This window comes from Pseudomonas sp. BB438 (assembly GCF_057180225.1).
Genome location: NZ_CM170001.1, coordinates 900,260 through 921,224 on the forward strand (window position 1 = coordinate 900,260; position 20,965 = coordinate 921,224).

The 20,965-nt window shown below is 66.4% G+C and carries 20 protein-coding genes; 8 read left to right on the forward strand and 12 right to left on the reverse strand.

Annotated features, from left to right (window positions below; all coding sequences use genetic code 11):
- Nucleotides 1–132: 132 nt before the first annotated feature.
- On the reverse strand, nucleotides 133–1,653 hold the full coding sequence (gene exaC / locus AC1ZV1_RS04380) for an acetaldehyde dehydrogenase ExaC (RefSeq protein WP_045217053.1): 1,521 nt from the start codon (nucleotides 1,651–1,653) through the stop codon (nucleotides 133–135).
- Nucleotides 1,654–1,977: 324 nt separating this feature from the next.
- Here exaC and AC1ZV1_RS04385 point away from each other — a divergent pair, with 324 nt between their 5' ends.
- The 4 genes from AC1ZV1_RS04385 to AC1ZV1_RS04400 all read left to right on the forward strand — a co-directional run bounded on the left by AC1ZV1_RS04385 (nucleotide 1,978) and on the right by AC1ZV1_RS04400 (nucleotide 6,297).
- On the forward strand, nucleotides 1,978–3,900 hold the full coding sequence (locus AC1ZV1_RS04385; RefSeq protein ID WP_484295668.1) for a sigma-54-dependent Fis family transcriptional regulator: 1,923 nt from the start codon (nucleotides 1,978–1,980) through the stop codon (nucleotides 3,898–3,900).
- A gap of 135 nt (nucleotides 3,901–4,035) precedes the next feature.
- Nucleotides 4,036–5,388 carry a UDP-N-acetylmuramate:L-alanyl-gamma-D-glutamyl-meso-diaminopimelate ligase gene (gene mpl, locus AC1ZV1_RS04390; RefSeq protein WP_484295669.1) on the forward strand — a complete coding sequence of 451 codons (1,353 nt, stop codon included), beginning with the start codon at nucleotides 4,036–4,038 and terminating at the stop codon, nucleotides 5,386–5,388.
- Nucleotides 5,389–5,390: 2 nt separating this feature from the next.
- Nucleotides 5,391–6,020: a flavin prenyltransferase UbiX gene (gene ubiX / locus AC1ZV1_RS04395; protein ID WP_484295670.1), complete on the forward strand. Its 630-nt coding sequence runs from the start codon at nucleotides 5,391–5,393 to the stop codon at nucleotides 6,018–6,020.
- Nucleotides 6,010–6,297: a YceK/YidQ family lipoprotein gene (locus tag AC1ZV1_RS04400; protein ID WP_484295671.1), complete on the forward strand. Its 288-nt coding sequence runs from the start codon at nucleotides 6,010–6,012 to the stop codon at nucleotides 6,295–6,297. Before ubiX ends, AC1ZV1_RS04400 begins: the two co-directional genes overlap by 11 nt.
- A gap of 154 nt (nucleotides 6,298–6,451) precedes the next feature.
- On the opposite strand, the gene AC1ZV1_RS04405 is transcribed toward AC1ZV1_RS04400, so the two are convergent.
- The 3 genes from AC1ZV1_RS04405 to AC1ZV1_RS04415 form a co-directional block, all read right to left on the reverse strand.
- Nucleotides 6,452–7,093 (reverse strand): oxidoreductase, encoded by a 642-nt coding sequence (locus AC1ZV1_RS04405; RefSeq protein WP_484295672.1) that lies wholly within the window; start codon nucleotides 7,091–7,093, stop codon nucleotides 6,452–6,454.
- Nucleotides 7,094–7,123: 30 nt separating this feature from the next.
- Nucleotides 7,124–8,854: a C13 family peptidase gene (locus AC1ZV1_RS04410; RefSeq protein ID WP_484295673.1), complete on the reverse strand. Its 1,731-nt coding sequence runs from the start codon at nucleotides 8,852–8,854 to the stop codon at nucleotides 7,124–7,126.
- Between the two features lie 104 nt (nucleotides 8,855–8,958).
- Nucleotides 8,959–9,414 carry a MaoC family dehydratase gene (locus tag AC1ZV1_RS04415; protein WP_045217066.1) on the reverse strand — a complete coding sequence of 152 codons (456 nt, stop codon included), beginning with the start codon at nucleotides 9,412–9,414 and terminating at the stop codon, nucleotides 8,959–8,961.
- Nucleotides 9,415–9,592: 178 nt separating this feature from the next.
- On the opposite strand from AC1ZV1_RS04415, the gene AC1ZV1_RS04420 reads away from it, so the two are divergent.
- The 3 genes from AC1ZV1_RS04420 to AC1ZV1_RS04430 are packed head-to-tail and all read left to right on the forward strand — an operon-like array spanning nucleotide 9,593 to nucleotide 11,278.
- On the forward strand, nucleotides 9,593–9,955 hold the full coding sequence (locus AC1ZV1_RS04420) for a CidA/LrgA family protein (RefSeq protein ID WP_447753499.1): 363 nt from the start codon (nucleotides 9,593–9,595) through the stop codon (nucleotides 9,953–9,955).
- Nucleotides 9,955–10,668: an LrgB family protein gene (locus tag AC1ZV1_RS04425; RefSeq protein WP_484295674.1), complete on the forward strand. Its 714-nt coding sequence runs from the start codon at nucleotides 9,955–9,957 to the stop codon at nucleotides 10,666–10,668. Before AC1ZV1_RS04420 ends, AC1ZV1_RS04425 begins: the two co-directional genes overlap by 1 nt.
- A gap of 19 nt (nucleotides 10,669–10,687) precedes the next feature.
- Nucleotides 10,688–11,278 carry an LON peptidase substrate-binding domain-containing protein gene (locus AC1ZV1_RS04430; RefSeq protein ID WP_484295675.1) on the forward strand — a complete coding sequence of 197 codons (591 nt, stop codon included), beginning with the start codon at nucleotides 10,688–10,690 and terminating at the stop codon, nucleotides 11,276–11,278.
- A 112-nt stretch (nucleotides 11,279–11,390) separates the two neighbouring features.
- Here AC1ZV1_RS04430 and prpF read toward each other — a convergent pair whose 3' ends face one another.
- The 5 genes from prpF to AC1ZV1_RS04455 all read right to left on the reverse strand — a co-directional run bounded on the left by prpF (nucleotide 11,391) and on the right by AC1ZV1_RS04455 (nucleotide 18,382).
- Entirely contained in the window at nucleotides 11,391–12,578 is a 1,188-nt protein-coding gene (gene prpF, locus AC1ZV1_RS04435) for a 2-methylaconitate cis-trans isomerase PrpF (RefSeq protein ID WP_484295676.1), read from the reverse strand.
- A 204-nt stretch (nucleotides 12,579–12,782) separates the two neighbouring features.
- Entirely contained in the window at nucleotides 12,783–15,392 is a 2,610-nt protein-coding gene (gene acnD / locus AC1ZV1_RS04440; protein WP_484295677.1) for a Fe/S-dependent 2-methylisocitrate dehydratase AcnD, read from the reverse strand.
- Between the two features lie 29 nt (nucleotides 15,393–15,421).
- Nucleotides 15,422–16,582, reverse strand: a complete 1,161-nt coding sequence (gene prpC, locus AC1ZV1_RS04445) for a bifunctional 2-methylcitrate synthase/citrate synthase (RefSeq protein WP_484295678.1) — start codon at nucleotides 16,580–16,582, stop codon at nucleotides 15,422–15,424.
- Nucleotides 16,583–16,775: 193 nt separating this feature from the next.
- On the reverse strand, nucleotides 16,776–17,663 hold the full coding sequence (gene prpB, locus AC1ZV1_RS04450; RefSeq protein ID WP_416745912.1) for a methylisocitrate lyase: 888 nt from the start codon (nucleotides 17,661–17,663) through the stop codon (nucleotides 16,776–16,778).
- On the reverse strand, nucleotides 17,660–18,382 hold the full coding sequence (locus tag AC1ZV1_RS04455) for a GntR family transcriptional regulator (RefSeq protein WP_081517269.1): 723 nt from the start codon (nucleotides 18,380–18,382) through the stop codon (nucleotides 17,660–17,662). The genes prpB and AC1ZV1_RS04455 overlap by 4 nt, the downstream gene beginning before the upstream one ends.
- 231 nt (nucleotides 18,383–18,613) lie before the next feature.
- Here AC1ZV1_RS04455 and AC1ZV1_RS04460 point away from each other — a divergent pair, with 231 nt between their 5' ends.
- The gene (locus AC1ZV1_RS04460) at nucleotides 18,614–19,225 is read left to right on the forward strand and encodes a class I SAM-dependent methyltransferase (protein WP_484295679.1); all 612 of its coding nucleotides are present in this window, start codon (nucleotides 18,614–18,616) and stop codon (nucleotides 19,223–19,225) included.
- On the opposite strand, the gene AC1ZV1_RS04465 is transcribed toward AC1ZV1_RS04460, so the two are convergent.
- The 3 genes from AC1ZV1_RS04465 to AC1ZV1_RS04475 all read right to left on the reverse strand — a co-directional run bounded on the left by AC1ZV1_RS04465 (nucleotide 19,204) and on the right by AC1ZV1_RS04475 (nucleotide 20,824).
- On the reverse strand, nucleotides 19,204–19,461 hold the full coding sequence (locus AC1ZV1_RS04465; protein ID WP_484295680.1) for a hypothetical protein: 258 nt from the start codon (nucleotides 19,459–19,461) through the stop codon (nucleotides 19,204–19,206). The genes AC1ZV1_RS04460 and AC1ZV1_RS04465 overlap by 22 nt on opposite strands.
- A 108-nt stretch (nucleotides 19,462–19,569) precedes the next feature.
- A complete protein-coding gene (locus AC1ZV1_RS04470; RefSeq protein ID WP_484295681.1) occupies nucleotides 19,570–19,812 on the reverse strand; it encodes a hypothetical protein in 243 nt (80 codons plus the stop codon).
- Nucleotides 19,813–19,930: 118 nt separating this feature from the next.
- The gene (locus tag AC1ZV1_RS04475; RefSeq protein ID WP_484295682.1) at nucleotides 19,931–20,824 is read right to left on the reverse strand and encodes an NmrA family NAD(P)-binding protein; all 894 of its coding nucleotides are present in this window, start codon (nucleotides 20,822–20,824) and stop codon (nucleotides 19,931–19,933) included.
- Nucleotides 20,825–20,965: the final 141 nt, after the last annotated feature.

Below are 20,965 nucleotides of genomic sequence, written 5' to 3' on the forward strand. Positions count from 1 at the left end.
GGGGAAGCCCCGGCGCGCGCTTTCATGAGAGGCCAGTTTTCCCAAGGCATAAAAAAGCGCGGCCCGAGGGCCGCGCAAGGATCGATGTGAGGAGGTGCCCGGCTCGTGCCGGGCGGGTGGCTCAGAGCAAACTCAGAAGAAGCCCAGCGGGTTGATGTCGTAGCTGACCAGCAGGTTCTTGGTCTGCTGGTAGTGATCGAGCATCATCTTGTGGGTCTCGCGGCCCACGCCGGATTTCTTGTAGCCGCCGAAGGCGGCGTGCGCCGGGTACAGGTGGTAGCAGTTGGTCCACACGCGGCCGGCCTTGATGCCCCGACCCATGCGGTAGGCGCGGTTGATGTCGCGGGTCCAGACGCCAGCGCCCAGGCCGTATTCGGTGTCGTTGGCGATCGCCAGCGCCTCGGCTTCATCCTTGAAGGTGGTGACGCCCACCACCGGCCCGAAGATTTCTTCCTGGAACACACGCATCTTGTTGCTGCCCTTGAGCAGCGTCGGCTGGATGTAATAGCCGGTGGACAGGTTGCCGTCGAGCTTCTCGACCGAGCCGCCGACCAGGATCTGCGCGCCTTCCTGCTGGGCGATGTCGAGGTAGGAGAGGATCTTCTCGTACTGCTGTTGCGAGGCCTGGGCGCCAACCATGGTGTCGGTGTCCAGCGGGTCGCCACGCTTGATGGCCTTCACCTTCTTCATCACCACGTCCATGAACTGCGGATAGATGGATTCCTGTACCAGTGCGCGGGACGGGCAGGTGCACACCTCGCCTTGGTTGAAGAAGGCCAGCACCAGGCCTTCGGCGGCCTTCTCGATGAAGGTCGGCTCGGCCTGCATGATGTCTTCGAAGTAGATGTTCGGGCTCTTGCCGCCCAGTTCCACGGTCGACGGAATGATGTTCTCGGCGGCGCACTTGAGGATGTGCGAGCCCACCGGCGTGGAGCCGGTGAAAGCGATTTTGGCGATGCGCTTGCTGGTGGCCAGCGCTTCACCGGCCTCCTTGCCGAAGCCCTGGACGACGTTGAGCACGCCCTTTGGCAGCAGGTCGCCGATCAGCTCCATCAGCACGCAGATGCCCAGCGGGGTCTGTTCGGCCGGCTTGAGCACGATGCAGTTGCCGGCGGCCAGGGCCGGGGCCAGTTTCCACGCAGCCATCAGCAGCGGGAAGTTCCACGGGATGATCTGCCCGACGACGCCCAGCGGCTCGTGGATGTGGTACGCGACGGTGCTGTCGTTGATCTCGGCGGCACTACCTTCCTGCGCGCGGATGCAGCCGGCGAAGTAGCGGAAGTGGTCGGCAGCCAGCGGGATGTCGGCGTTGAGGGTTTCGCGGACCGGCTTGCCGTTGTCCCAGGTCTCGGTGACGGCCAGCAGTTCCAGGTTCTGTTCGATGCGGTCGGCGATCTTCAGCAGCACCAGCGAGCGGTCCTGCACCGAGGTGCGGCCCCAGGCATCGGCGGCGGCGTGGGCAGCGTCCAGCGCCTTGTCGATGTCTTCGGCGGTGGAGCGGGGGAACTCGGCGATGGGCTGGCCATTCACCGGCGAGGTGTTGGTGAAGTACTGACCCTTCACCGGCGGGACGAATTCGCCGCCGATGTAGTTGCCGTAGCGCGCCTTGAACGAAACGATGGCGCCTTCGCTACCGGGATGGGCATAACGCATGGTCGAATCTCCTGGGTCTTGTGCTTGTTGGGGAGGACGTTGATCAAGCGTAGAGCAAGGGCCGGGCCATGCCAGTGAAAGGCGCGCCGCGCGTGGGCTGGACGGTTTGCCGGCGATGAGCCGGAAAGTGCGTTGTGACGCCGCTGGCACACTGTCTCGTGACACTTTGTCCCGTATTCGTGACAGTCGTGACCTGACGGTCGGCCAGGCGTTGCATTGGGCTGGCGCGTGGGGGATGCTGTCCTGCGTTCTGACGAATTGTCTGACAAGACGTCGCCGGAACCCGGGGCTGCCTCCCCGTCCCCCAAGCGGAGAACAACAAGAATGCGCGCCAACGATTTGAGCCGCCACGCCCGCCAGGTCATGACCGTGGCCGAGGGCAAGGCCCCCGCCGGTGCCCCCGGCGCGGACCCGTCGATCGCCCGCTCCTGGCTGCGCTGCCTGGAGCAGTACCACCTCGACCCGGCGCAGCCCATGGCGCCGGCCGTGTTGGAACACGCGCGCATGCTCGAAGTCCGCGAGCGGCACCGCCAGGTGCTGGAGATCGCCAGCGGCGAGATGAACAGCCTGCACCAGCAGCTCTCCGGCGCCGGCCATGCGGTGCTGCTCACCGATTCCCGCGGGGTCATCCTCAATTGCGTCAGCGAAGCCGCCGAGCGGCGCACCTTCGAGCAGGCCGGGCTGTGGCTCGGCGCCGACTGGAGCGAAGCCCGCGAAGGCACCAATGGCATCGGCACCTGCCTGGTGGAGCGCCAGGCGCTGACCATCCATCAGGACGAACACTTCCGCAGCCGCCACACCGGGCTGACCTGCTCGGCCAGCCCGGTATTCGACCCGCAGGGCGAACTACTGGCGGTGCTTGATGTGTCCTCCGCGCGCCGCGACGTGTCGCGGCAGAGCCAGTTCCACACCATGGCGCTGGTCAACCTGTCCGCCAAGGCCATCGAAAGCTGCTACTTCCTGCGTCATTTCGAAGACCAGTGGCTGCTGCGTTTCCACCTGCAACCCGACGGCCTCGGGCTGTTCAGCGAAGGCATGCTGGCCTTCGGTGGCGACGGGCGCATCCGTGCGGCGAACCAGAGCGCCATCAACCTGCTCGGCAGCCGTCGGGACAGCCTGATCGGCCGCTCGCTGGAGCAGTTCTTCGATTGCCGGCTGGACGACCTGTTCAGCCGCGCCGACCCGCATCCCAATGCCAGTTGGCCGTTGCGCACACACGCTGGACGCACCCTGTATGCGCTGTTGCGCGGGAAGCGGCCCATTACCGCCGCGCCGGTGCTGCCGCGCGCACCGCTGGCGAAGGGGCTGTGCATCGACGACCCGCAGCTGGCCCATGATTTCCGCCGTGCGCTGAAGGTCTACGCCCACGACGTGCCGCTGCTGCTGCAGGGCGAGACCGGCACCGGCAAGGAAGCCTTTGCCCGCGCCGTGCACCTGGGTGGCGAGCGCGCCGGCAAGAGCTTCGTCGCGCTGAACTGCGCGGCGATTCCCGAGACCCTGATCGAAAGCGAGCTGTTTGGCTATCGCGGCGGCAGCTTCACCGGCGCGCGCAAGGAAGGCATGCGCGGCAAGCTGCAGCAGGCCGACGGTGGCACGTTGTTCCTCGACGAGATCGGCGACATGCCGCTGGCGCTGCAAACGCGACTGCTGCGTGTGCTGGAGGAGCGCCAGGTGGTGCCCATCGGCGGTGAGCCGCAGGATGTGGACATCCGCCTGATCAGCGCCAGCCACCGTGACCTGGAGGCGCTGGTGGCCGCCGGGCAGTTCCGCGAAGACCTCTACTACCGCCTCAACGGCCTGGTCGTGGCGCTGCCGCCGCTGCGCGAGCGCGAAGACCGCGGGGCGCTGCTCGACCATTTGCTGGCCGAGGAGAGCAAGGGTCGCAGCGTGCGCCTGGACGTCGACGTGCGCCGGCACCTGCTGGACTTCCCCTGGCCGGGCAACGTGCGCCAGTTGCGCAACGTGCTGCGCACGCTCTGTGCGCTGTGCGACGACGGCCGCATTCAGATGGCCGACCTGCCGCCGGACCTGCGCCGCGCGCCGGCTCCCGTTGCCGCGCCGGCCGCCGTGGCCGAGGACGGCGGCGACACCCTCGGCGCGGCCGAACGCAATGCGCTGCTGGAGGTGCTCGAAGCGCAGCGCTGGCACATCAGCCGCACGGCGCAGCAGCTGGGGATCAGCCGCAACACGCTGTACCGCAAGCTCAACCGCCACGGCCTGCGCCGGCAAACGCTTTCTCGCCTGTGATGGCTTTCGCTGCGCACCGGGAACCGCCTTCCCACCTCGTCGTCTGATGCCCCGGCGGCGGGCCGCGCGGGGGCGCCCTGTGCTACTCTGCCGCCCATTCGAAGCGCCTGGAAAGGCTTGATTGCAGGAGTCTGCATGCATATCCACATCCTCGGCATCTGCGGCACCTTCATGGGGTCGCTGGCCGTCCTGGCCAAGGAGCTGGGCCACCGCGTGACCGGCTCCGATGCCAACGTCTACCCGCCCATGAGCACCCAGCTGCAAGCCCAGGGTATCGAGCTGATGCAAGGGTACGATCCCGCGCACCTGGAGCCCGCACCGGACCTGGTGGTGGTCGGCAACGCGCTGTCGCGTGGCAACCCGGCAGTGGAATACGTGCTGAACAAGGGCCTGCCCTACGTCTCCGGTCCGCAGTGGCTGGCCGACCACGTGCTGCAGGGCCGCTGGGTCCTGGCGGCCGCCGGTACCCATGGCAAGACCACCACCAGCAGCATGCTGGCCTGGGTCTTGGAGCACGCCGGCATGAGCCCGGGCTTTCTGATCGGCGGCGTGCCGCAGAACTTTGGTGTCTCCGCGCGCCTGGGCGGCACCCCGTTCTTCGTGGTCGAGGCCGACGAGTACGACAGCGCCTTCTTCGACAAGCGCTCGAAGTTCGTCCACTACCACCCGCGCACGGCGATCCTGAACAACCTGGAATTCGACCATGCGGACATCTTCCCCGACCTCGCGGCCATCGAGCGGCAGTTCCACCATCTGGTGCGGACCATTCCCGGCGAAGGCCTGGTCATCCATCCCACGTCCGAGACCGCACTCAAGCGCGTGATCGACATGGGCTGCTGGACGCCGGTGCAGACCACCGGCGAAGGCGGCCAGTGGCAGGCGCGCCTGCTCAGCGAGGACGGCTCGCACTTCGAGGTGCTGTTCGATGGCAAAGCCCAGGGCACCGTGGAGTGGGAACTGACCGGCCAGCACAACGTCGCCAACGCCCTGGCCTGCCTTGCGGCGGCCCGCCATGTCGGCGTGGTGCCGGAGCTGGGGTGCGCCGCACTGTCGGCCTTCAAGAGCGTCAAGCGGCGCATGGAGAAGGTCGCCGAGGTCAACGGCGTGACCCTCTACGATGACTTCGCCCACCACCCGACCGCCATCGCCACCACCCTCGACGGCCTGCGCAAGCGCGTCGGCGACGCCAAGGTGATCGCCGTGGTCGAGCCGCGCTCCAACTCCATGAAGCTTGGTGCCCACCGCGATGGCCTGCCGGAGTCCGTGGTGCAGGCCGACAACGTGTTCTGGTACGCGCCGCCGAACCTCGGCTGGGACCTGGCCGCCACCGTCGCCAGCTCCACCGTGCCGACCCAGGTGTGCGATTCGCTGGAGGCCATCATCGAGGGCGTGAAGGCCATCGCCACGCCAGGCACCCAGGTGGTGATCATGAGCAACGGCGGATTCGGCGGCCTGCACGGCAAGCTGGCCAAGGCGCTGGAGGGCTGAACATGGCCGGAGCCGAACGCGTCACCCTCGCCATGACCGGCGCCTCGGGCGCCCAGTACGGCCTGCGCCTGCTCGACTGCCTGGTACAGGAAGACCGCGAGGTGCACTTCCTGATCTCCAAGGCTGCGCAACTGGTGGTGGCCACCGAGACCGACGTGACCCTGCCAGGCAAGCCGCAGGCGATACAGGCGTTCCTCAGCGAATACACCGGCGCCGCGCCGGGGCAGATTCGTGTCTACGGCAAGGAAGACTGGATGGCCCCGGTGGCGTCCGGCTCCGGGGCGCCGAGTGCGATGGTGGTGGTGCCCTGCTCGACGGGGACGCTCTCGGCGATTGCCACCGGCGCCTGCAACAACCTGATCGAACGTGCCGCCGACGTGGCACTGAAGGAGCGTCGCCAGTTGATCCTGGTGCCGCGCGAGGCGCCGTTCTCCAGCATCCACCTGGAGAACATGCTCAAGCTGTCCAACCTGGGCGCGGTGATCCTGCCGGCCGCTCCGGGCTTCTATCACCAGCCGCAGACGGTCGACGACCTGATCGACTTCGTCGTGGCGCGCATCCTCAATCAACTGGGTATTCCCCAGGACATGCTGCCGCGCTGGGGCGAACACCATCTTGTCAGTGACGAATAAACTCCTCGCCGCCCTGCTGGCGCTGCAACTGGGCGGCTGCGCCACCGTGAAGACGCTCAACGACAGTCGACCGGGCGATCCGCTGATCTATGCCGGCACCCGGCTGGACTGGTATTCGCTCAATGGCGGCTGCTGCCCGAAGGATCACTTCGGCACCGAAGCGCCGGCCTATCCCGGCCTCGATCTGCCCGGCAGCGCGCTGCTGGATACGCTGCTGCTACCGCTCTCGATTGCCGCGGAGCTGGGCGTCGGCCTGCAGGTGTGGGGCGGCAACTGATCCGTCTCTGCTGACCACCCTGACGAACAGGCAGGGAGCCCCTGCGTCGAATGGCACGGAGCGAAGCGATACCCATCAATTGCGGCAATGACCGCACGGGTATCGCTGCGCTTCACCCATCCTACAAGAGCATTCGGCTGGTATCTGTCGGGCGCTATTTGCCGAGCTTGCGCAACTCGTCCGATTCGACGATGCGGACGCCCTTGCCTGTCTCCAGGGCCAGGCGCCAGAGGGCGCGGGCCAGGGCGATGGCTTCGATGCCGTGGAGCTTGCCCGGCAGGATGCGCGAGAACGGCGCGGCGAGCAGTTCGGCCAGGCGGACTTCCTCGCGCTGCCCCAGCAGCAGCGACGGCCGCGCGATGGTCAGTTGCGGCCAGCCTTGCTGGCGCAGGGCATCTTCCAGCTCACCCTTGGTCCGGCTGTAGAAGATCGACGATTTGCTGTCGGCGCCCAGGGCGCTGACGACGATGTAGTGCCGGGCGCCCAGGGCCAGGCCGCGCTCGCCGAGGGCCAGCGGCAGGTCGAAATCGACGCTGCGGAAGGCCTCCTCGGAGCCGGCTTCCTTGATCGTGGTGCCCAGGCAGCAGAATACGGTGTCCACCGGTTTGGTCAGGTGCGGGATGAGCTCGGCCAGCGGGCCGATCGGGTTTTCCAGGCGCGGGTGTTCCGCCAGCTTTCTTCGGGCCGGAGCAATGACGCGCTGGACCGTGGGCTCGTTGAGCATGCGGTCGAGCAGGTGCTCACCGGTCAGGCCGGTGGCGCCAGCCAGCAGGATATTCGTCGGTTTCGAGTACATCTGTGTTTCCCCTCTGACACACGTTCCAGCTTAGTTGTCGCCCTGTCCTTTTGCCTGCGCATCGTTGCTGCCGAGCGCCAAGGCGCCGTGCGTCTGTTGCGCACGCAGGGCCTGCCAGCGAGTAATGACCGCTTCAGGCGCCCAGAGTTGCGGCTCCGACGGTTCGAACTCTTCTTCCTTCTCGCGCTTGGCGACCGTCGCGCTGGCCCGTGCGAATGCCAGCTTGAGGTCGTCAGTCTGCTGGAAGGCCTTGGCGAACAGTGCATCGCCGAAGTAGGTGAAGTCGGCTTCCTCGGAGCAGCCGAAGGATACCCGGTCGCTGCGCGCGGCGGTCATGATCAGGGTCTTGTCGTCCTTGAGCGCGGGGATGAAACCGCCGCTGTAGCAGGCGGAAATCACCAGTACCTTGTAGCGGTCCTTGAGGGGGGCGAGCAGGGTGGCCAGTTCGCTGGCCGGCAGGTCGTCGAGCTTCAGGCCGGGCATGTCCAGCACCAGTTGGTGATCGTGGGAACCGTGGCTGGTCAGGTAGATGAACACCAGGTCTTCCGGGCCGCTGCGTTCGGCGAGGGTGCGCAGGGTGCGGGCGAGTGTTTCGCGGGTCGCCATGGGGCGGTCGGTGAGGTGGTCGCGGTGGTTGACCAGGCGCACCACGCCACGCGCGCCGAAGCGATCACCGAGCAGGTTGGCGACGTAGTCGGCCTCGCGCAGGAACACGCTCTGCTTGCCATCACCGCCCAGGCTGACGCCGTAGAGCTCGATCGCCGGCGTGGACGCGGGAATGGCCGACAGCGCCTTGTCCAGCAGCGCGCCTTGCTCCAGCAGGCCCACTTCCAGGGGATTGGGCAGCCGCTTGCCGGTGGCATCCTGGCGCAATTGGCCGGCACTCCAGGTGCCTTTCTGCACACTGCCGTCGCGGTGGGTGAGGGTGCCTTCTCCCGAATACTCGCCACGGGCAAAGCCGCCGGTGTAGGCCTGGCCATCGGCACGGGTCAGCGTGCCTTTGCCGTCGAAGCGCCAGAAGCGGAATTCGCCTTTGTAGCGGCTGCCGTCGGCCCCGATGAACTCTCCGGGGCCGCTGAGCGAGCCGGCCTTGAAGCGGCCGAACCAGACGTCGCCGTCGGCATTCTGGAAGCGCCCGGTACCGTCGAACTGGTCGTTGCGGAATTCGCCGCTGTACTGGTCGCCCGCGTCGTCGCGGAAAATGCCCTTGCCTTCGAGCACGCCGTTCTTGAACGGGCCGCTGTACTGGTTGCCCAGGCTGTCCCGGCGGGCGCCTTCACCATTGGCCTCGCCCCTGGCGAAGGCGCCTTGGTGGCGGGTGCCGTCGGCCTGTTCGAGGCTGCCAAGGCCCTCGTAGCGACCCTTGCGGAAGCCACCGCTGTAGGTGGTGCCGCCCTGGGAAAGACGGCCCTCGCCGTCGAACTCGCCGCGCTTGAACTGGCCCTCGTAGAGGCTGCCGTCGGCGTACTGCAGGCGTCCGCGGCCGTCGAACAGACCGTCGCGGAACTCGCCTTCGTAGCGCGTGCCGTTGCCGTCGCTCCAGGTGCCCTGGCCGCTCTGCAGGCCTTTGTCGAAGTTGCCCTCGTACCAGGCACCGTTGCTGTAGTCGAGCCGGCCCGGACCCTGCAGTTGACCGTTCACCAGCTCGCCACGGTAGCGCGCGCCGTCGGGCAGGCGGGAGTCCGGGGGCGTCAGCGGCTCGCCTTCGCCACAGGCGGCGAGGAGCAGGGCGAGGCTCAGGGGCAGGAGGCGGCGTGGCATGGGGTTCTCGAATCGACGGTGGGACGCTGATTGAGTGTGACGTAAAAAAGCCCGCGGACGCGGGCTTTTTTCTCAGACGTGCATTGCACGCCGATGACGAGCTGTCAGACGAAGCACAGGCTCAGGGATTCGGCGATGTAGGCCGGCTTGGGCAGGCCTTCGATCTCCAGGGTGCAGCGCGCCTTGATCAGCCACTGACCGGGGTTCTTCTCGGTGATGTCGGTGATGGTCACCTGCAGTCGAACGCGCGAATCCACCGGCACCGGCTGGATGAAGCGCACGCTGTCCAGCCCGTAGTTGACCACCATCTTGGGGTTCTCCGGCAGGACCAGGAGGCCCTCGCAGAGCTTGGGGATCAGCGACAGCGACAGGAAGCCGTGGGCGATGGTGCCGCCGAAGGGCGTCTTCTTCGCCTTCTCCGGGTCGACGTGGATGAACTGGTGGTCCTCGGTGCACTCGGCGAACTGGTTGATGCGCTGTTGATCGACGGTGATCCACTGCGAATGGCCCAGGTCCTTGCCGATGTAATCCTTCAGTGCGCTTACGGGTACGAATGCCATGTTTCCTCCGGGGATTTCGTTGTTCTTCTAGTGCGGCCTGCGTAAGAGTCCGCCAACAGATCAGCATGGGGTCCGCGACCGGTCAAGCCGCAGCGGCATTCATGCTTTGGGCGAATGCCGAGCCATAGCGGGCGCCGGGCGGGCATAATGGCGCCTCGTTGCGCTGGAGATGCCCCTGATGTTGTTACGAGGCCTGACCTGGCTGGTGCTGTTCCAACTGCTCGGCACGGGCCTGAATGCTCTCATCCTGCACATGATTCCCGGCCCGATCATTGGGCTGGTGCTGCTGTTCGCCTTCCTGGTGTGGAATGGCGAGGTGAGCAAGCCGGTGAACGAGGCGGCCGCCTCGCTGCTGCGCTACCTGCCGTTGCTGCTGGTGCCGGCGGCGGTAGGCGTGATGGCCTACGCCCGGCAGATCGCCGCGGACTTCTGGGCCATCGTCGGGGCGCTGGCGCTTTCGCTGCTGGTGTCCTTCGTGTTCGCCGGCTGGCTGATGCAGAAGCTCATCGATCGCCAGCGCAAGCAGAAGGAGGGGGCGTGATGTTCGACTGGCAAGGCGCGGTGAACGCCGTCATCCACCACCCGCTGTTCTGCGTCGGCGTCACCCTGGGTGCCTACCAGCTGGCGCTGGCCGCCTACGAGCGCACGCGCTGGGTGTTCCTGCAGCCGGTGCTGGTGTCGATGCTGATCGTCATCGCGGTGCTGCTGGCCTGCGGCATCGACTACACGGAATACAGCAACAGCGCCAAGGTGCTGACCATCCTCCTGGGCCCCGCCACCGTGGCGCTGGCGGTGCCGCTGTTCCTCAACCTGAAACGCATCCGCCAACTGTTCTGGCCGACGTTGATCACCCTGGTGGTGGCCGGGCTCTTTGCTACGGCCCTGGGCATCGGCCTGGGCTGGCTGTTCGGCGTTGACCACGAAATGCTCATGAGCCTGGCGCCCAAGTCGGTGACCTCGCCCATCGCCATGCTGGTGGCCAGCCAGATCGGCGGCGTGGCCGCGCTGGCGGCGGTGTTCGTGCTGATCACCGGTGTGCTCGGCGCCATCCTCGGCCCGGAACTGCTGCGCCGCTTCGGTGTGCATCACCCGGCTGCGCAGGGCATGGCGCTGGGCATGACCGCCCACGCCGTGGGCACTTCCCGCGCTCTGCAGGAGGGCGAGGAGTGCGGTGCCTTCGCCGCCCTGGCGATGAGCCTGATGGGCGTGGCTACCGCGGTGCTGCTACCGTTGGCGGTAGCGCTGATCGCCTGAATTGCCCAATGGAGTAACCATGAGTTTTCCGCTGTTCCCCCTCAATACTGTGCTGTTCCCCGGTTGCCGCCTCGACCTGCAGATCTTCGAGGCGCGCTACCTGGACATGATCGGCCGCTGCATGAAGCAGGGCGGCGGATTCGGTGTGGTGGCCATCGTCGAGGGCGAGGAAGTCGGCGAGGCGCCGGAGCGCTACAGCCTGGTCGGCTGCGAAGCGCACATCAAGGACTGGAAGCAGCAGTCCAACGGCCTGCTGGGTATCCGTGTCGAAGGCGGCCGGCGCTTCCGCGTGCTCTCCGCCAACGTGCAGACGGACCAGCTGACGGTGGCCGATGTGGAGTGGCTGGACGAGCAACCCGACCAGCCGCTGACCAAGGAGCACGACGACCTCGCCGCTCTGCTCGAAGCGCTGTCCATGCACCCGATGGTTTCCGCGCTGGAGATGGGCGGGGAAGTCAACGGCCAGCAGGCACTGGCTTGCCAGCTCGCCTACCTGCTGCCCTTCGAACGCGACCAGAAGCAGGTGCTGCTGGAGATGGACGACCCGACCGTGCGCCTGGCGCGCATCCAGGTATTGCTGGAGCAGCTGCAGGGCGACTTTGTCGCCTGACACGCCGATTCATGCTGGTTGGTCCGCTGGGGGAGAGCCGAGACATGATCTGCCCATGAAAAACGACAAGGCCCGCGAATGCGGGCCTTGTGCGGTTACGGGCGGCGAGCGCTCAGAACGAATCCCCCGGCACTCGTACCCAACCTTCCATGAGAATGCGCGAACTGCGGCTCATGATGGCCTTGGTCACGGTCCATTCGCCGTTCACCTGCCTGGCCTCGGCACCCACGCGCAGGGTGCCGGAGGGGTGGCCGAAGCGCACGGCACTGCGCTCGCCACCGCCGGCGGCGAGGTTCACCAGGGTACCGGGAATGGCAGCCGCGGTGCCGATGGCCACGGCGGCGGTGCCCATCATGGCGTGGTGCAGCTTGCCCATGGACAGCGCGCGCACCAGCAGGTCGACGTCGCCGGCCTGGACTTCCTTGCCGCTGGCGGTGACGTAGTTCTTCGCCGGCGCGACGAAGGCGATCTTCGGCGTGTGCTGGCGAGTGGCGGCTTCTTCCGGGGTCTTGATCAGGCCCATGCGCAGGGCGCCGGCAATGCGGAATTTCTCGAAGCGCGCCAGTTGTTCGGGGTCTCCATTGATCGCTTCGCGCAGTTCGGTGCCGGTGTAGCCGATGTCCTCGGCGTTGACGAAGATGGTCGGGATGCCGGCGGTGATCATGGTTGCCTTGAAGGTGCCGATGCCGGGGACTTCCAGGTCGTCCACCAGGTTGCCGGTGGGGAACATGGCGCCGCCGTCTTCACCGTCGTCGGACGGATCGAGGAACTCCAGCACGATCTCGGCGGCGGGGAAAGTCACGCCGTCCAGTTCGAAGTCGCCGGTTTCCTGGACCTGGCCGTTGGTGACCGGTACGTGGGCGATGATGGTCTTCTGGATGTTGGCCTGCCAGATGCGCACCACGCAGGTGCCGTTGTCCGGGATGCGCGACGGATCGACCAGGCCGGCGTGGATGGCGAAGGAGCCGGCGGCGGTGGAGAGGTTGCCGCAGTTGCCGCTCCAGTCGACGAAAGCCTTGTCGATGGAAATCTGCCCGTAGAGGTAGTCGACGTCGTGGTCCGGCTGGGTGCTTTTCGACAGGATCACGCACTTGCTGGTGCTGGAGGTCGCGCCGCCCATGCCGTCGATGTGCGCGCTGTACGGATCGGGGCTGCCGATCACGCGCATGAACAGCTTGTCGCGTGCTTCGCCGGGCACCTGGCAGCGCTCGGGCAGGTCCTGCAGGCGGAAGAACACGCCCTTGCTGGTGCCGCCGCGGATGTAGGTGGCGGGGATCTTCACTTGGGGTACGTGGGGCATGGGTCGGGTCCCTGGGAATTCGGTGGTGGGCTGCCCTCTCCCCCGCCCTCTCCCTGAAGGGAGAGGGCGCTGACCGTACCGGCTGACGCAGTGGTGTCATCCTGCACCGAACGGTCCCCTCTCCCTTCGGAGCGGGGCGCGTAGCCAGGGTTAGGGAGAGGGGCTTTCAACCCGGCCCGCACTAGGCAGGCCGGAGCCGTTACATCACGCCACGGACGACTCGAGGAAGTCCTTGGCGAAGCGCTGCAGTACGCCGCCGGCGTTGTACACCTTCACTTCGGCGGCGGTGTCCAGGCGGCAGGTGACCGGCACTTCGAGCACGTCACCGTTGCGGCGATGGACCACCAGGGTCAGGTCGCTGCGCGGCGAGATGTCGCCCTTGATGTCGTAGGTCTCGGTGCCGTCCAGGCCGAGGGTCAGGCGGGTGGTGCCCGGCTTGAACTCCACCGGCAGCACGCCCATGCCCACCAGGTTGGTGCGGTGGATGCGCTCGAAGCCTTCGGCCACGATCACTTCCACGCCCGCCAGGCGAACGCCCTTGGCTGCCCAATCGCGGGACGAACCCTGGCCGTAGTCGGCGCCGGCCACGATGATCAGGTTCTGCTTGCGGTTCATGTAGGTTTCGATGGCTTCCCACATGCGCATCACCTGGCCTTCGGGCTCCACGCGGGCCAGCGAACCCTTCTTCACTTCCCCGTTGACCACGGCCATTTCGTTGACCAGTTGCGGATTGGCGAAGGTGGCGCGCTGGGCGGTCAGGTGGTCGCCGCGGTGGGTGGCGTAGGAGTTGAAGTCCTCCTCCGGCAGGCCCATTTTCGCCAGGTACTCGCCGGCAGCCGAGTCCGCCAGGATGGCGTTGGACGGCGACAGGTGATCGGTGGTGATGTTGTCCGGCAGGATCGCCAGCGGACGCATGCCCTTGAGCGTGCGCTCGCCGGCCAGCGCGCCTTCCCAGTACGGTGGACGGCGGATGTAGGTGGACATCGGGCGCCAGTCGTACAGCGGGCTTTCCGCTTCCTGCACGCTGCCCAGGTCGAACATCGGGATGTAGACCTGCTTGAACTGCTCGGGCTTCACGCTCGCCGCGACGATGGCGTCGATCTCTTCGTCGGACGGCCAGAGGTCCTTCAGGGTGACCGGGTTGCCTTGACTGTCGGTGCCCAGCGGGTCCTGCTCGATGTCGAAGCGCACGGTGCCGGCGATGGCGTAGGCGACCACCAGCGGCGGCGAGGCGAGGAAGGCCTGCTTGGCATAGGGGTGGATGCGGCCGTCGAAGTTGCGGTTGCCCGAGAGCACGGCGGTGGCGTACAGGTCGCGGTCGATGATCTCTTTCTGGATCACCGGGTCCAGCGCGCCGGACATGCCGTTGCAGGTGGTGCAGGCATAGGCGACGATGCCGAAGCCGAGCTTCTCCAGCTCCGGCAGCAGGCCGGCTTCTTCCAGGTACAGCTTGGCGACCTTCGAGCCCGGCGCGAAGGAGGTCTTCACCCACGGCTTGCGGACCATGCCCAGCGCGTTGGCTTTCTTCGCCACCAGGCCGGCGGCGATGACGTTGCGCGGGTTGGAGGTGTTGGTGCAGCTGGTGATGGCGGCGATGATCACCGCGCCGTCGGGCATCAGGCCCTGGGCTTCTTCCCCTTTGCCTTCCTGCAGCTTGGCTTCGTCGGCGATGCCGCGCTCGGCCAGCGCCGAGGTCGGCAGGCGACGGTGCGGGTTGGACGGGCCGGCCATGTTACGGACGACGCTGCCCAGGTCGAACTCCAGCACGCGTTCGTACTCGGCGGTTTCCAGCGCGGTGCTCCACAGGCCGAGGGTCTTCGCGTAGTTCTCCACCAGCTCCACCTGCTCGGGCTCGCGGCCGGTGAGCTTGAGGTAGTCGATGGTCTGGCCGTCGATGTAGAACATCGAGGCGGTGGCGCCGTATTCCGGGCACATGTTGGAGATGGTTGCGCGGTCGCCGATGGACAGGCTGTCCGCACCCTCGCCGAAGAACTCGACGTAGGCGCCGACCACACGTTCCTTGCGCAGGAACTCGGTGATCGCCAGGACGATGTCGGTGGCGGTGATGCCCGGCTTGCGCTTGCCGGTGAGCTTCACGCCGACGATGTCGGGCAGGCGCATCATCGACGGGTGGCCGAGCATCACGGTCTCGGCTTCGAGGCCGCCGACGCCGATGGCGATCACGCCCAGGGCGTCCACGTGCGGGGTGTGCGAGTCGGTGCCGACGCAGGTGTCGGGGAACGCGATGCCGCCGCGCGCCTGGATCACCGGGCTCATTTTCTCCAGGTTGATCTGGTGCATGATGCCGTTGCCGGCCGGGATCACGTCGACGTTCTTGAACGCGGTCCTGGTCCAGTCGATGAAGTGGAAGCGATCCTCGTTGCGGCGATCTTCGATGGCGCGGTTCTTCTCGAAGGCGTCCGGGTCGAAGCCCGCGGCTTCGACGGCCAGCGAGTGGTCGACGATCAGCTGGGTCGGCACCACCGGGTTGACCTTGGACGGGTCGCCGCCTTTCTCGGCGATGGCGTCACGCAGGCCGGCGAGGTCGACCAGCGCGGTCTGGCCGAGGATGTCGTGGCAGACCACGCGGGCCGGGTACCAGGGGAAGTCGAGGTCGCGCTTGCGGTAGACCAGTTGCTCCAGCGAGGCGGTCAGGTCGGCCGGTTCGCAGCGGCGCACCAGCTGTTCGGCCAGCACGCGGGAGGTATAGGGGAGCTTGTCCCAGGCGCCGACCTGGATCGCTTCGACCGCTTCGCGGGCGTCGAAGTAATCCAGCGCGGTGCCGGGCAGGCGTTTGCGGAATTGGCTGTTCACGGAGGAAGTCATTTTTTTATCCACGAAGGCTATTTACGGTCCTTGAGCGGCACGAACTTCAGGTCTTCGGGACCGGTATAGTTGGCGCTCGGGCGGATGATCTTGCCGTCGATCCGTTGCTCGATGACGTGGGCGGACCAGCCGGCGGTGCGGGCGATGACGAACAGCGGGGTGAACATCGCGGTGGGCACGCCCATCATGTGGTAGCTCACGGCGCTGAACCAATCGAGGTTGGGGAACATCTTCTTGATGTCCCACATGATGGTTTCCAGGCGCTCGGCGATGTCATACATCTTGGTGTTCGACTGCTCGTTCGACAGCTGCTGGGCGACTTCCTTGATCACCTTGTTGCGCGGGTCGGACACGGTGTAGACCGGGTGGCCGAAACCGATCACCACTTCCTTGCGCTCGACGCGGGCGCGGATGTCGGCCTCGGCTTCGTCCGGGTTGTCGTAGCGCTTCTGGATCTCGAAGGCGACCTCGTTGGCGCCGCCGTGTTTCGGGCCGCGCAGGGCGCCGATGGCGCCGGCGATGCAGGAGTACATGTCCGAACCGGTGCCGGCGATCACGCGAGAGGTGAAGGTGGAGGCGTTGAACTCGTGCTCGGCGTACAGGTTGAGCGAGGTGTGCATGGCGCGCACCCAGGACTCGCGGGGCTTCTGCCCATGCAGCAGGTGCAGGAAGTGGCCGCCGATGGAGTCGTCGTCGGTCTCGACGTCGATGCGCTTGCCGTTGTGGCTGAAGTGATACCAATACAGCAGGGCCGAGCCCAGCGAAGCCATCAGCTTGTCGGCGATGTCACGGGCGCCCGGGTGGTTGTGGTCGTCCTTCTCCGGCGACAGGCAGCCGAGCACGGACACGGCGGTGCGCATCACGTCCATCGGGTGGGCCGAGGGCGGCAGGGTTTCCAGGGCGGCTTTCACGCCGGCCGGCAGCCCGCGCAGGGCTTTCAGCTTGGCCTTGTAGCCGGCCAGTTCGGCAACATTGGGCAGCTTGCCGTGGACCAGCAGGTGGGCGATTTCCTCGAAGTCGCAGCGGTTGGCGAAGTCCAGGACGTCGTAGCCGCGGTAGTGCAGGTCGTTCCCGGTGCGGCCGACGGTGCACAGGGCGGTGTTGCCAGCGGCGGTGCCACTCAGGGCCACGGACTTCTTCGGCTTGAAGCCGGTGGTGGTTTCTGCGGTAGCGCTCATCGCGTGTCTCCTCATCAAATCCGGTTGCTTGTTCTTGTTCCCGGCGCGGCCGGGATATCGGTTCGAATCTGGTCGGCGGCCGACGCCTTGGCGTCGGATTACCTGGGGTGCTTCTGCTGCAGGGTGAGTCACCTTCGAGACGATTCGTACCCTGCGGATCGTTCGGGCCGCGCGGCCCGAACGAGCTCGTTCATTACTTCTTGCCGGCAGCGAACAGCGCGTCGAGTTTCTGCTCGAAGGCGTGGTAGCCGATGCGGTCGTACAGCTCGGCACGGGTCTGCATCAGTTCGATCACGTTCTGCTGGTGGCCTTCCTGGCGGATCGCGGTGTACACGGCTTCGGCGGCCTTGTTGGCAGCGCGGAAGGCGGACAGCGGATACAGCTGGATGGCCACGCCGACCGAGGCCAGCTCGTCACGGGTGAACAGCGGGGTGGCGCCGAACTCGGTGATGTTGGCCAGGATCGGCACGTTCAGCGCATCGACGAAGCGCTTGTAGGTCGGCAGGTCGTAGGCGGCTTCGGCGAAGATCGCATCGGCGCCGGCCTCGACGTAGCGCAGGCAGCGCTCGATGGCGGCGTCCACGCCCTCGGCCTGGATGGCGTCGGTGCGGGCGATCAGGAAGAAGTTCGGGTCGGTCTTGGCGTCGGCGGCGGCTTTCACGCGGTCAGCCATTTCGTCCACGGAGACGATTTCCTTGCCCGGACGGTGACCGCAGCGCTTGGCGCCCACCTGGTCCTCGATGTGGGCAGCAGCGGCACCGGCCTTGATCAGGCTTTTCACGGTGCGCTCGATGTTGAAGGCGCTGGGGCCGAAGCCGGTGTCGATGTCGACCAGTAGCGGCAGGTCGCAGACGTCGGTGATGCGGCGAACGTCGGTGAGCACGTCGTCCAGGGTGTTGATGCCCAGGTCCGGCAGGCCGAGGGAGCCCGCTGCCACGCCGCCACCGGAGAGGTAGATGGCCTTGAAGCCGGCGCGCTTGGCCAGCAGCGCGTGGTTGGCGTTGATCGCGCCGATCACCTGCAGCGGCTTTTCTTCGGCAAGGGCTTCACGGAAACGTTGGCCGGCGGTCTTGTAGCTCATTGTTCACCTCGTTCGTTGGCTGTCTTGGCTTGGGCGTCCAGGTAGTGACGTTCCATATTGCGTTTCGAGGCGCCGATGTGACGGCGCATCAGCAACTCGGCCAGTTCGCCGTCACGGTCGGCGATGGCATCGAGAATCCGGTGATGCTCGGAGAAAGCCTGGCGCGGGCGGTTGGGCGTCGCCGAGAACTGCAGGCGGTACATGCGCACGAGCTGGTACAGCTCGCCGCAGAGCATGCGGGTGAGGGTGCGGTTGCCGCTGCCCTGGATGATCCGGTAGTGGAAGTCGTAGTCGCCTTCCTGCTGGTAGTAGCCGCGTCCGGCCTGGAACGCTTCGTCGCGCTCGTGGGTGTCGAGCACCCGGCGCAGCTCGTCGATCTCGGCCTGGCTCATGCGCTCGGCGGCCAGGCGGCAGGCCATGCCTTCGAGGGATTCGCGGATCTCGTAGAGTTCCAGCAGCTCTTCATGGCTGAGCGAGACGACCCGCGCGCCGACGTGCGGGACGCGCACCAGCAGTTTCTGGCCCTCCAGGCGGTGGATTGCCTCGCGCAGCGGGCCACGGCTGATGCCATAGGTGCGCGCCAGCTCCGGCTCGGAAATCTTGCTGCCGGGGGCTATTTCGCCCTTGACGATGGCCGACTGGATCTTGCGGAACACGTGTTCCGACAGGGTCTCGCCGTCGTCGCTGGCAGGGGTGGGCAGAATCAGGCTATCGCTCATGGTGTCGACAATCTTCTTGATGTGCGGCGAAAGCTACCCCCCGAAAAGCCTTTGGTCAATCAAGATCTGATGAATTGTCGACAATCGTCTAATGGGCCCCCGCAGTTATGCCTGAGCGGGAAGGTTGATCAACCCGGCAGTGCGCGAGAATGGCCGATATCCCCTTGTCGGCCTCTGTGCCGGCGCGCTGCAGGCCCGCTAGGATCGGCGGAAACCACGGAAGAATCGCCCATGCAACTCTATGACCGCTATGTGCTGCCCCGACTGATCGATTTCGCCTGCGGCATGGGTGATGTAATGAAGCAGCGCTCGCTGCTGGTCCCTCGCGCGCGGGGGCGAGTACTGGAGATCGGCATGGGGACCGGCCTGAACCTGTCGTTCTACGATCCGGCGAAAGTGTCGACAATCGTCGGCGTCGACCCGGCGGCGCAGATGCAGAAGCTTGCCCGCAGCCGTGCCGAGGCAATCGGTATCCCGGTGGACATGGTGGCGCTGGAGCTGGGACAGATCCGCGCCGATGCCGGCAGCTTCGACAGCATCGTCTGCACCTTCACCCTCTGCAGCATTCCCGATGCGGTTTCGGCGCTGAAGGAAATGCGCCGGGTACTCAAGCCCGGCGGGGAATTCCTCTTCTGTGAGCACGGGCTGGCGCCGGATGCCGGCGTGCGCGCCTGGCAACACCGGCTGACACCGGTGTGGAGACCGCTGGCCGGCGGCTGCCACCTGGATCGCGATATGCCGGCGCTGATCGAGTCCGGCGGTTTCCACCTTCGCGAACTGATCCAGGACTACCTGCCGGGCCCGCGACCGATGACTTATGTCTACCGCGGCATGGCCGACTGAGGTGTGGGCAGGCGGTCGATCACCTCGATGCTGAGGATGTAGGCGCTGCGCAGGAACAGATCCTCCGGATGCTGAACCAGCCCTGAGTCGGACTGACAGTCGTTCAGGCGCACGATCGCGGGCGCAGGGCCGTCGCGCAGGGCGATGTAATCGCCGCTGCTGATCCAGCCCTGGAGCACGGAGGATTCGCGGTGGTGCGCTCGAACCACGACTTCGACCTTGAGATGTCTGTCCATTGCCACGTCGCCTGACTGAGGTGAGAAGAGGTGGCGAACCTTAGCGTCCGTTCTTCCCAGGCTCTGTCAGGTTCCTCTGAATGGCCTGTGCGACTATCCCGTTGAACGTCAGGCCACCTGCTCGGCCACGGTGACATTGAGGATGTGCGAGCCGCTGAGAAACAGGTCCAGCACCGGACCGGCAGGGCAGTGGCGACTCTGGCAGTCGCCCAGACGCACCTCGAAGGGCGCGCGGCCGGCGCACAGGGCGAGGTAGTCCGCGCGGCTGATGCGACCATGGAGAATGCGTTGCGGGTGATAGGGAGACCAGGTCTCCACATCGACCCAGAGATTGTCGGGAGCGTGGCTCATGGCGGTGGTCCGGCCGTTTGGAAATGAGTGAGTACTCTAGACAGCGGACCCACGCCAAGTTCACCAGCAGCTCCCGGGATATGTGTACGACGTTCTGTTGGCTGGCTGGAACAGTCCCTCACGGCAGGGCCCGGTAAGCCTCCGCCCAGGTCTGGGCGAAGTCTTCGAAGCGCGTCGCCGTGGTGTTCAGCGGCGAGCGCACCTCCTGAGCATGAACCCGCCCGCTGCTGATCGCCTCGCCCAGCTCCGCATAGCAGGTGGCGACGCTCGCGGAGTAGCCGGCTTCCTGGAGTGCGGCGGCCAGTTCCTGCGGGGTTACCGGCACGTAAGGCAGGTCCGGACGGCCAATGGCCGCTCCCAGCAGCCGGGTTGCCTCGGCGTAGCTGATATCACGCTGGCCGAGCACTTCGCGGGTCACCACGCCTTGCCAGTCGCGGTCCAGCAGGGCGCGTGTGGCGGCGTCGGCGACATCCCGGGTGGCGACCATCGGCACCGGTACATCCGGCGCCACGGCATCGCTGTAGCAGTCGTAGGTGCGGACGATCTCCAGCGCGCCGTACAGGTTCTCGAACAGTGCGCCGGAACGCAGCATCAGCAGGCTTACCTCCGGTGGCAGCTGGCGAAGACGCTGTTCCTGGTCGTGCATGCTGATGATCGGCCCGGTGCCGGAGGGAACCTCCGCGCCGACGCTGCTCAGGAACACCACCCGGCGCACGCCGCTGCCGCGGATCGCGGCGAGGATCGCCTCGCCCTGAGCGGCCTGCTGGTGCCGGTAGTCCTCGGTGTCAGGGCCGTAGGCGAGCAGGGTGTAGACCGCTTCCGCGCCCCGGAAGGCCTCGCTGAGAAAGGCGGCGTCATGCGGCTCACCCACGGCAACCTGTGCACCGGCAGTGGCCAGCGGCGCCAGGCGTTCGGCGCTGCGCCCGAGGGCGCGGACGGGGATGCCCGCGTTCAGCAGGCTCTGGCAGATTCTCGAACCGGTACGGCCGGTGGCTCCCATTACGGTGATCATGACGGTGTCCTCGCTGCTGGCCGTCCCGCGGCGCCCGCCGTGGATTCGTTGGCCTGGATTCAGTCTCTCGCTGAATGGCTGGACGGTTAATGCCTGCAAGTCGAGACTTCATGCTCATTCGTCCAGAGGTGCTGGACGTTG

Bases quoted from the DNA above. Each gene is read 5' to 3' on its own strand.
- exaC (WP_045217053.1), bottom strand. From the start codon at position 1,653: ATGCGTTATGCCCATCCCGGTAGCGAAGGCGCCATCGTTTCGTTCAAG.
- AC1ZV1_RS04385 (WP_484295668.1), top strand. From the start codon at position 1,978: ATGCGCGCCAACGATTTGAGCCGCCACGCCCGCCAGGTCATGACCGTG.
- mpl (WP_484295669.1), top strand. From the start codon at position 4,036: ATGCATATCCACATCCTCGGCATCTGCGGCACCTTCATGGGGTCGCTG.
- ubiX (WP_484295670.1), top strand. From the start codon at position 5,391: ATGGCCGGAGCCGAACGCGTCACCCTCGCCATGACCGGCGCCTCGGGC.
- AC1ZV1_RS04405 (WP_484295672.1), bottom strand. From the start codon at position 7,093: ATGTACTCGAAACCGACGAATATCCTGCTGGCTGGCGCCACCGGCCTG.
- AC1ZV1_RS04410 (WP_484295673.1), bottom strand. From the start codon at position 8,854: ATGCCACGCCGCCTCCTGCCCCTGAGCCTCGCCCTGCTCCTCGCCGCC.
- AC1ZV1_RS04415 (WP_045217066.1), bottom strand. From the start codon at position 9,414: ATGGCATTCGTACCCGTAAGCGCACTGAAGGATTACATCGGCAAGGAC.
- AC1ZV1_RS04420 (WP_447753499.1), top strand. From the start codon at position 9,593: ATGTTGTTACGAGGCCTGACCTGGCTGGTGCTGTTCCAACTGCTCGGC.
- AC1ZV1_RS04425 (WP_484295674.1), top strand. From the start codon at position 9,955: ATGTTCGACTGGCAAGGCGCGGTGAACGCCGTCATCCACCACCCGCTG.
- AC1ZV1_RS04430 (WP_484295675.1), top strand. From the start codon at position 10,688: ATGAGTTTTCCGCTGTTCCCCCTCAATACTGTGCTGTTCCCCGGTTGC.
- prpF (WP_484295676.1), bottom strand. From the start codon at position 12,578: ATGCCCCACGTACCCCAAGTGAAGATCCCCGCCACCTACATCCGCGGC.
- prpC (WP_484295678.1), bottom strand. From the start codon at position 16,582: ATGAGCGCTACCGCAGAAACCACCACCGGCTTCAAGCCGAAGAAGTCC.
- prpB (WP_416745912.1), bottom strand. From the start codon at position 17,663: ATGAGCTACAAGACCGCCGGCCAACGTTTCCGTGAAGCCCTTGCCGAA.
- AC1ZV1_RS04455 (WP_081517269.1), bottom strand. From the start codon at position 18,382: ATGAGCGATAGCCTGATTCTGCCCACCCCTGCCAGCGACGACGGCGAG.
- AC1ZV1_RS04460 (WP_484295679.1), top strand. From the start codon at position 18,614: ATGCAACTCTATGACCGCTATGTGCTGCCCCGACTGATCGATTTCGCC.
- AC1ZV1_RS04465 (WP_484295680.1), bottom strand. From the start codon at position 19,461: ATGGACAGACATCTCAAGGTCGAAGTCGTGGTTCGAGCGCACCACCGC.
- AC1ZV1_RS04470 (WP_484295681.1), bottom strand. From the start codon at position 19,812: ATGAGCCACGCTCCCGACAATCTCTGGGTCGATGTGGAGACCTGGTCT.
- AC1ZV1_RS04475 (WP_484295682.1), bottom strand. From the start codon at position 20,824: ATGATCACCGTAATGGGAGCCACCGGCCGTACCGGTTCGAGAATCTGC.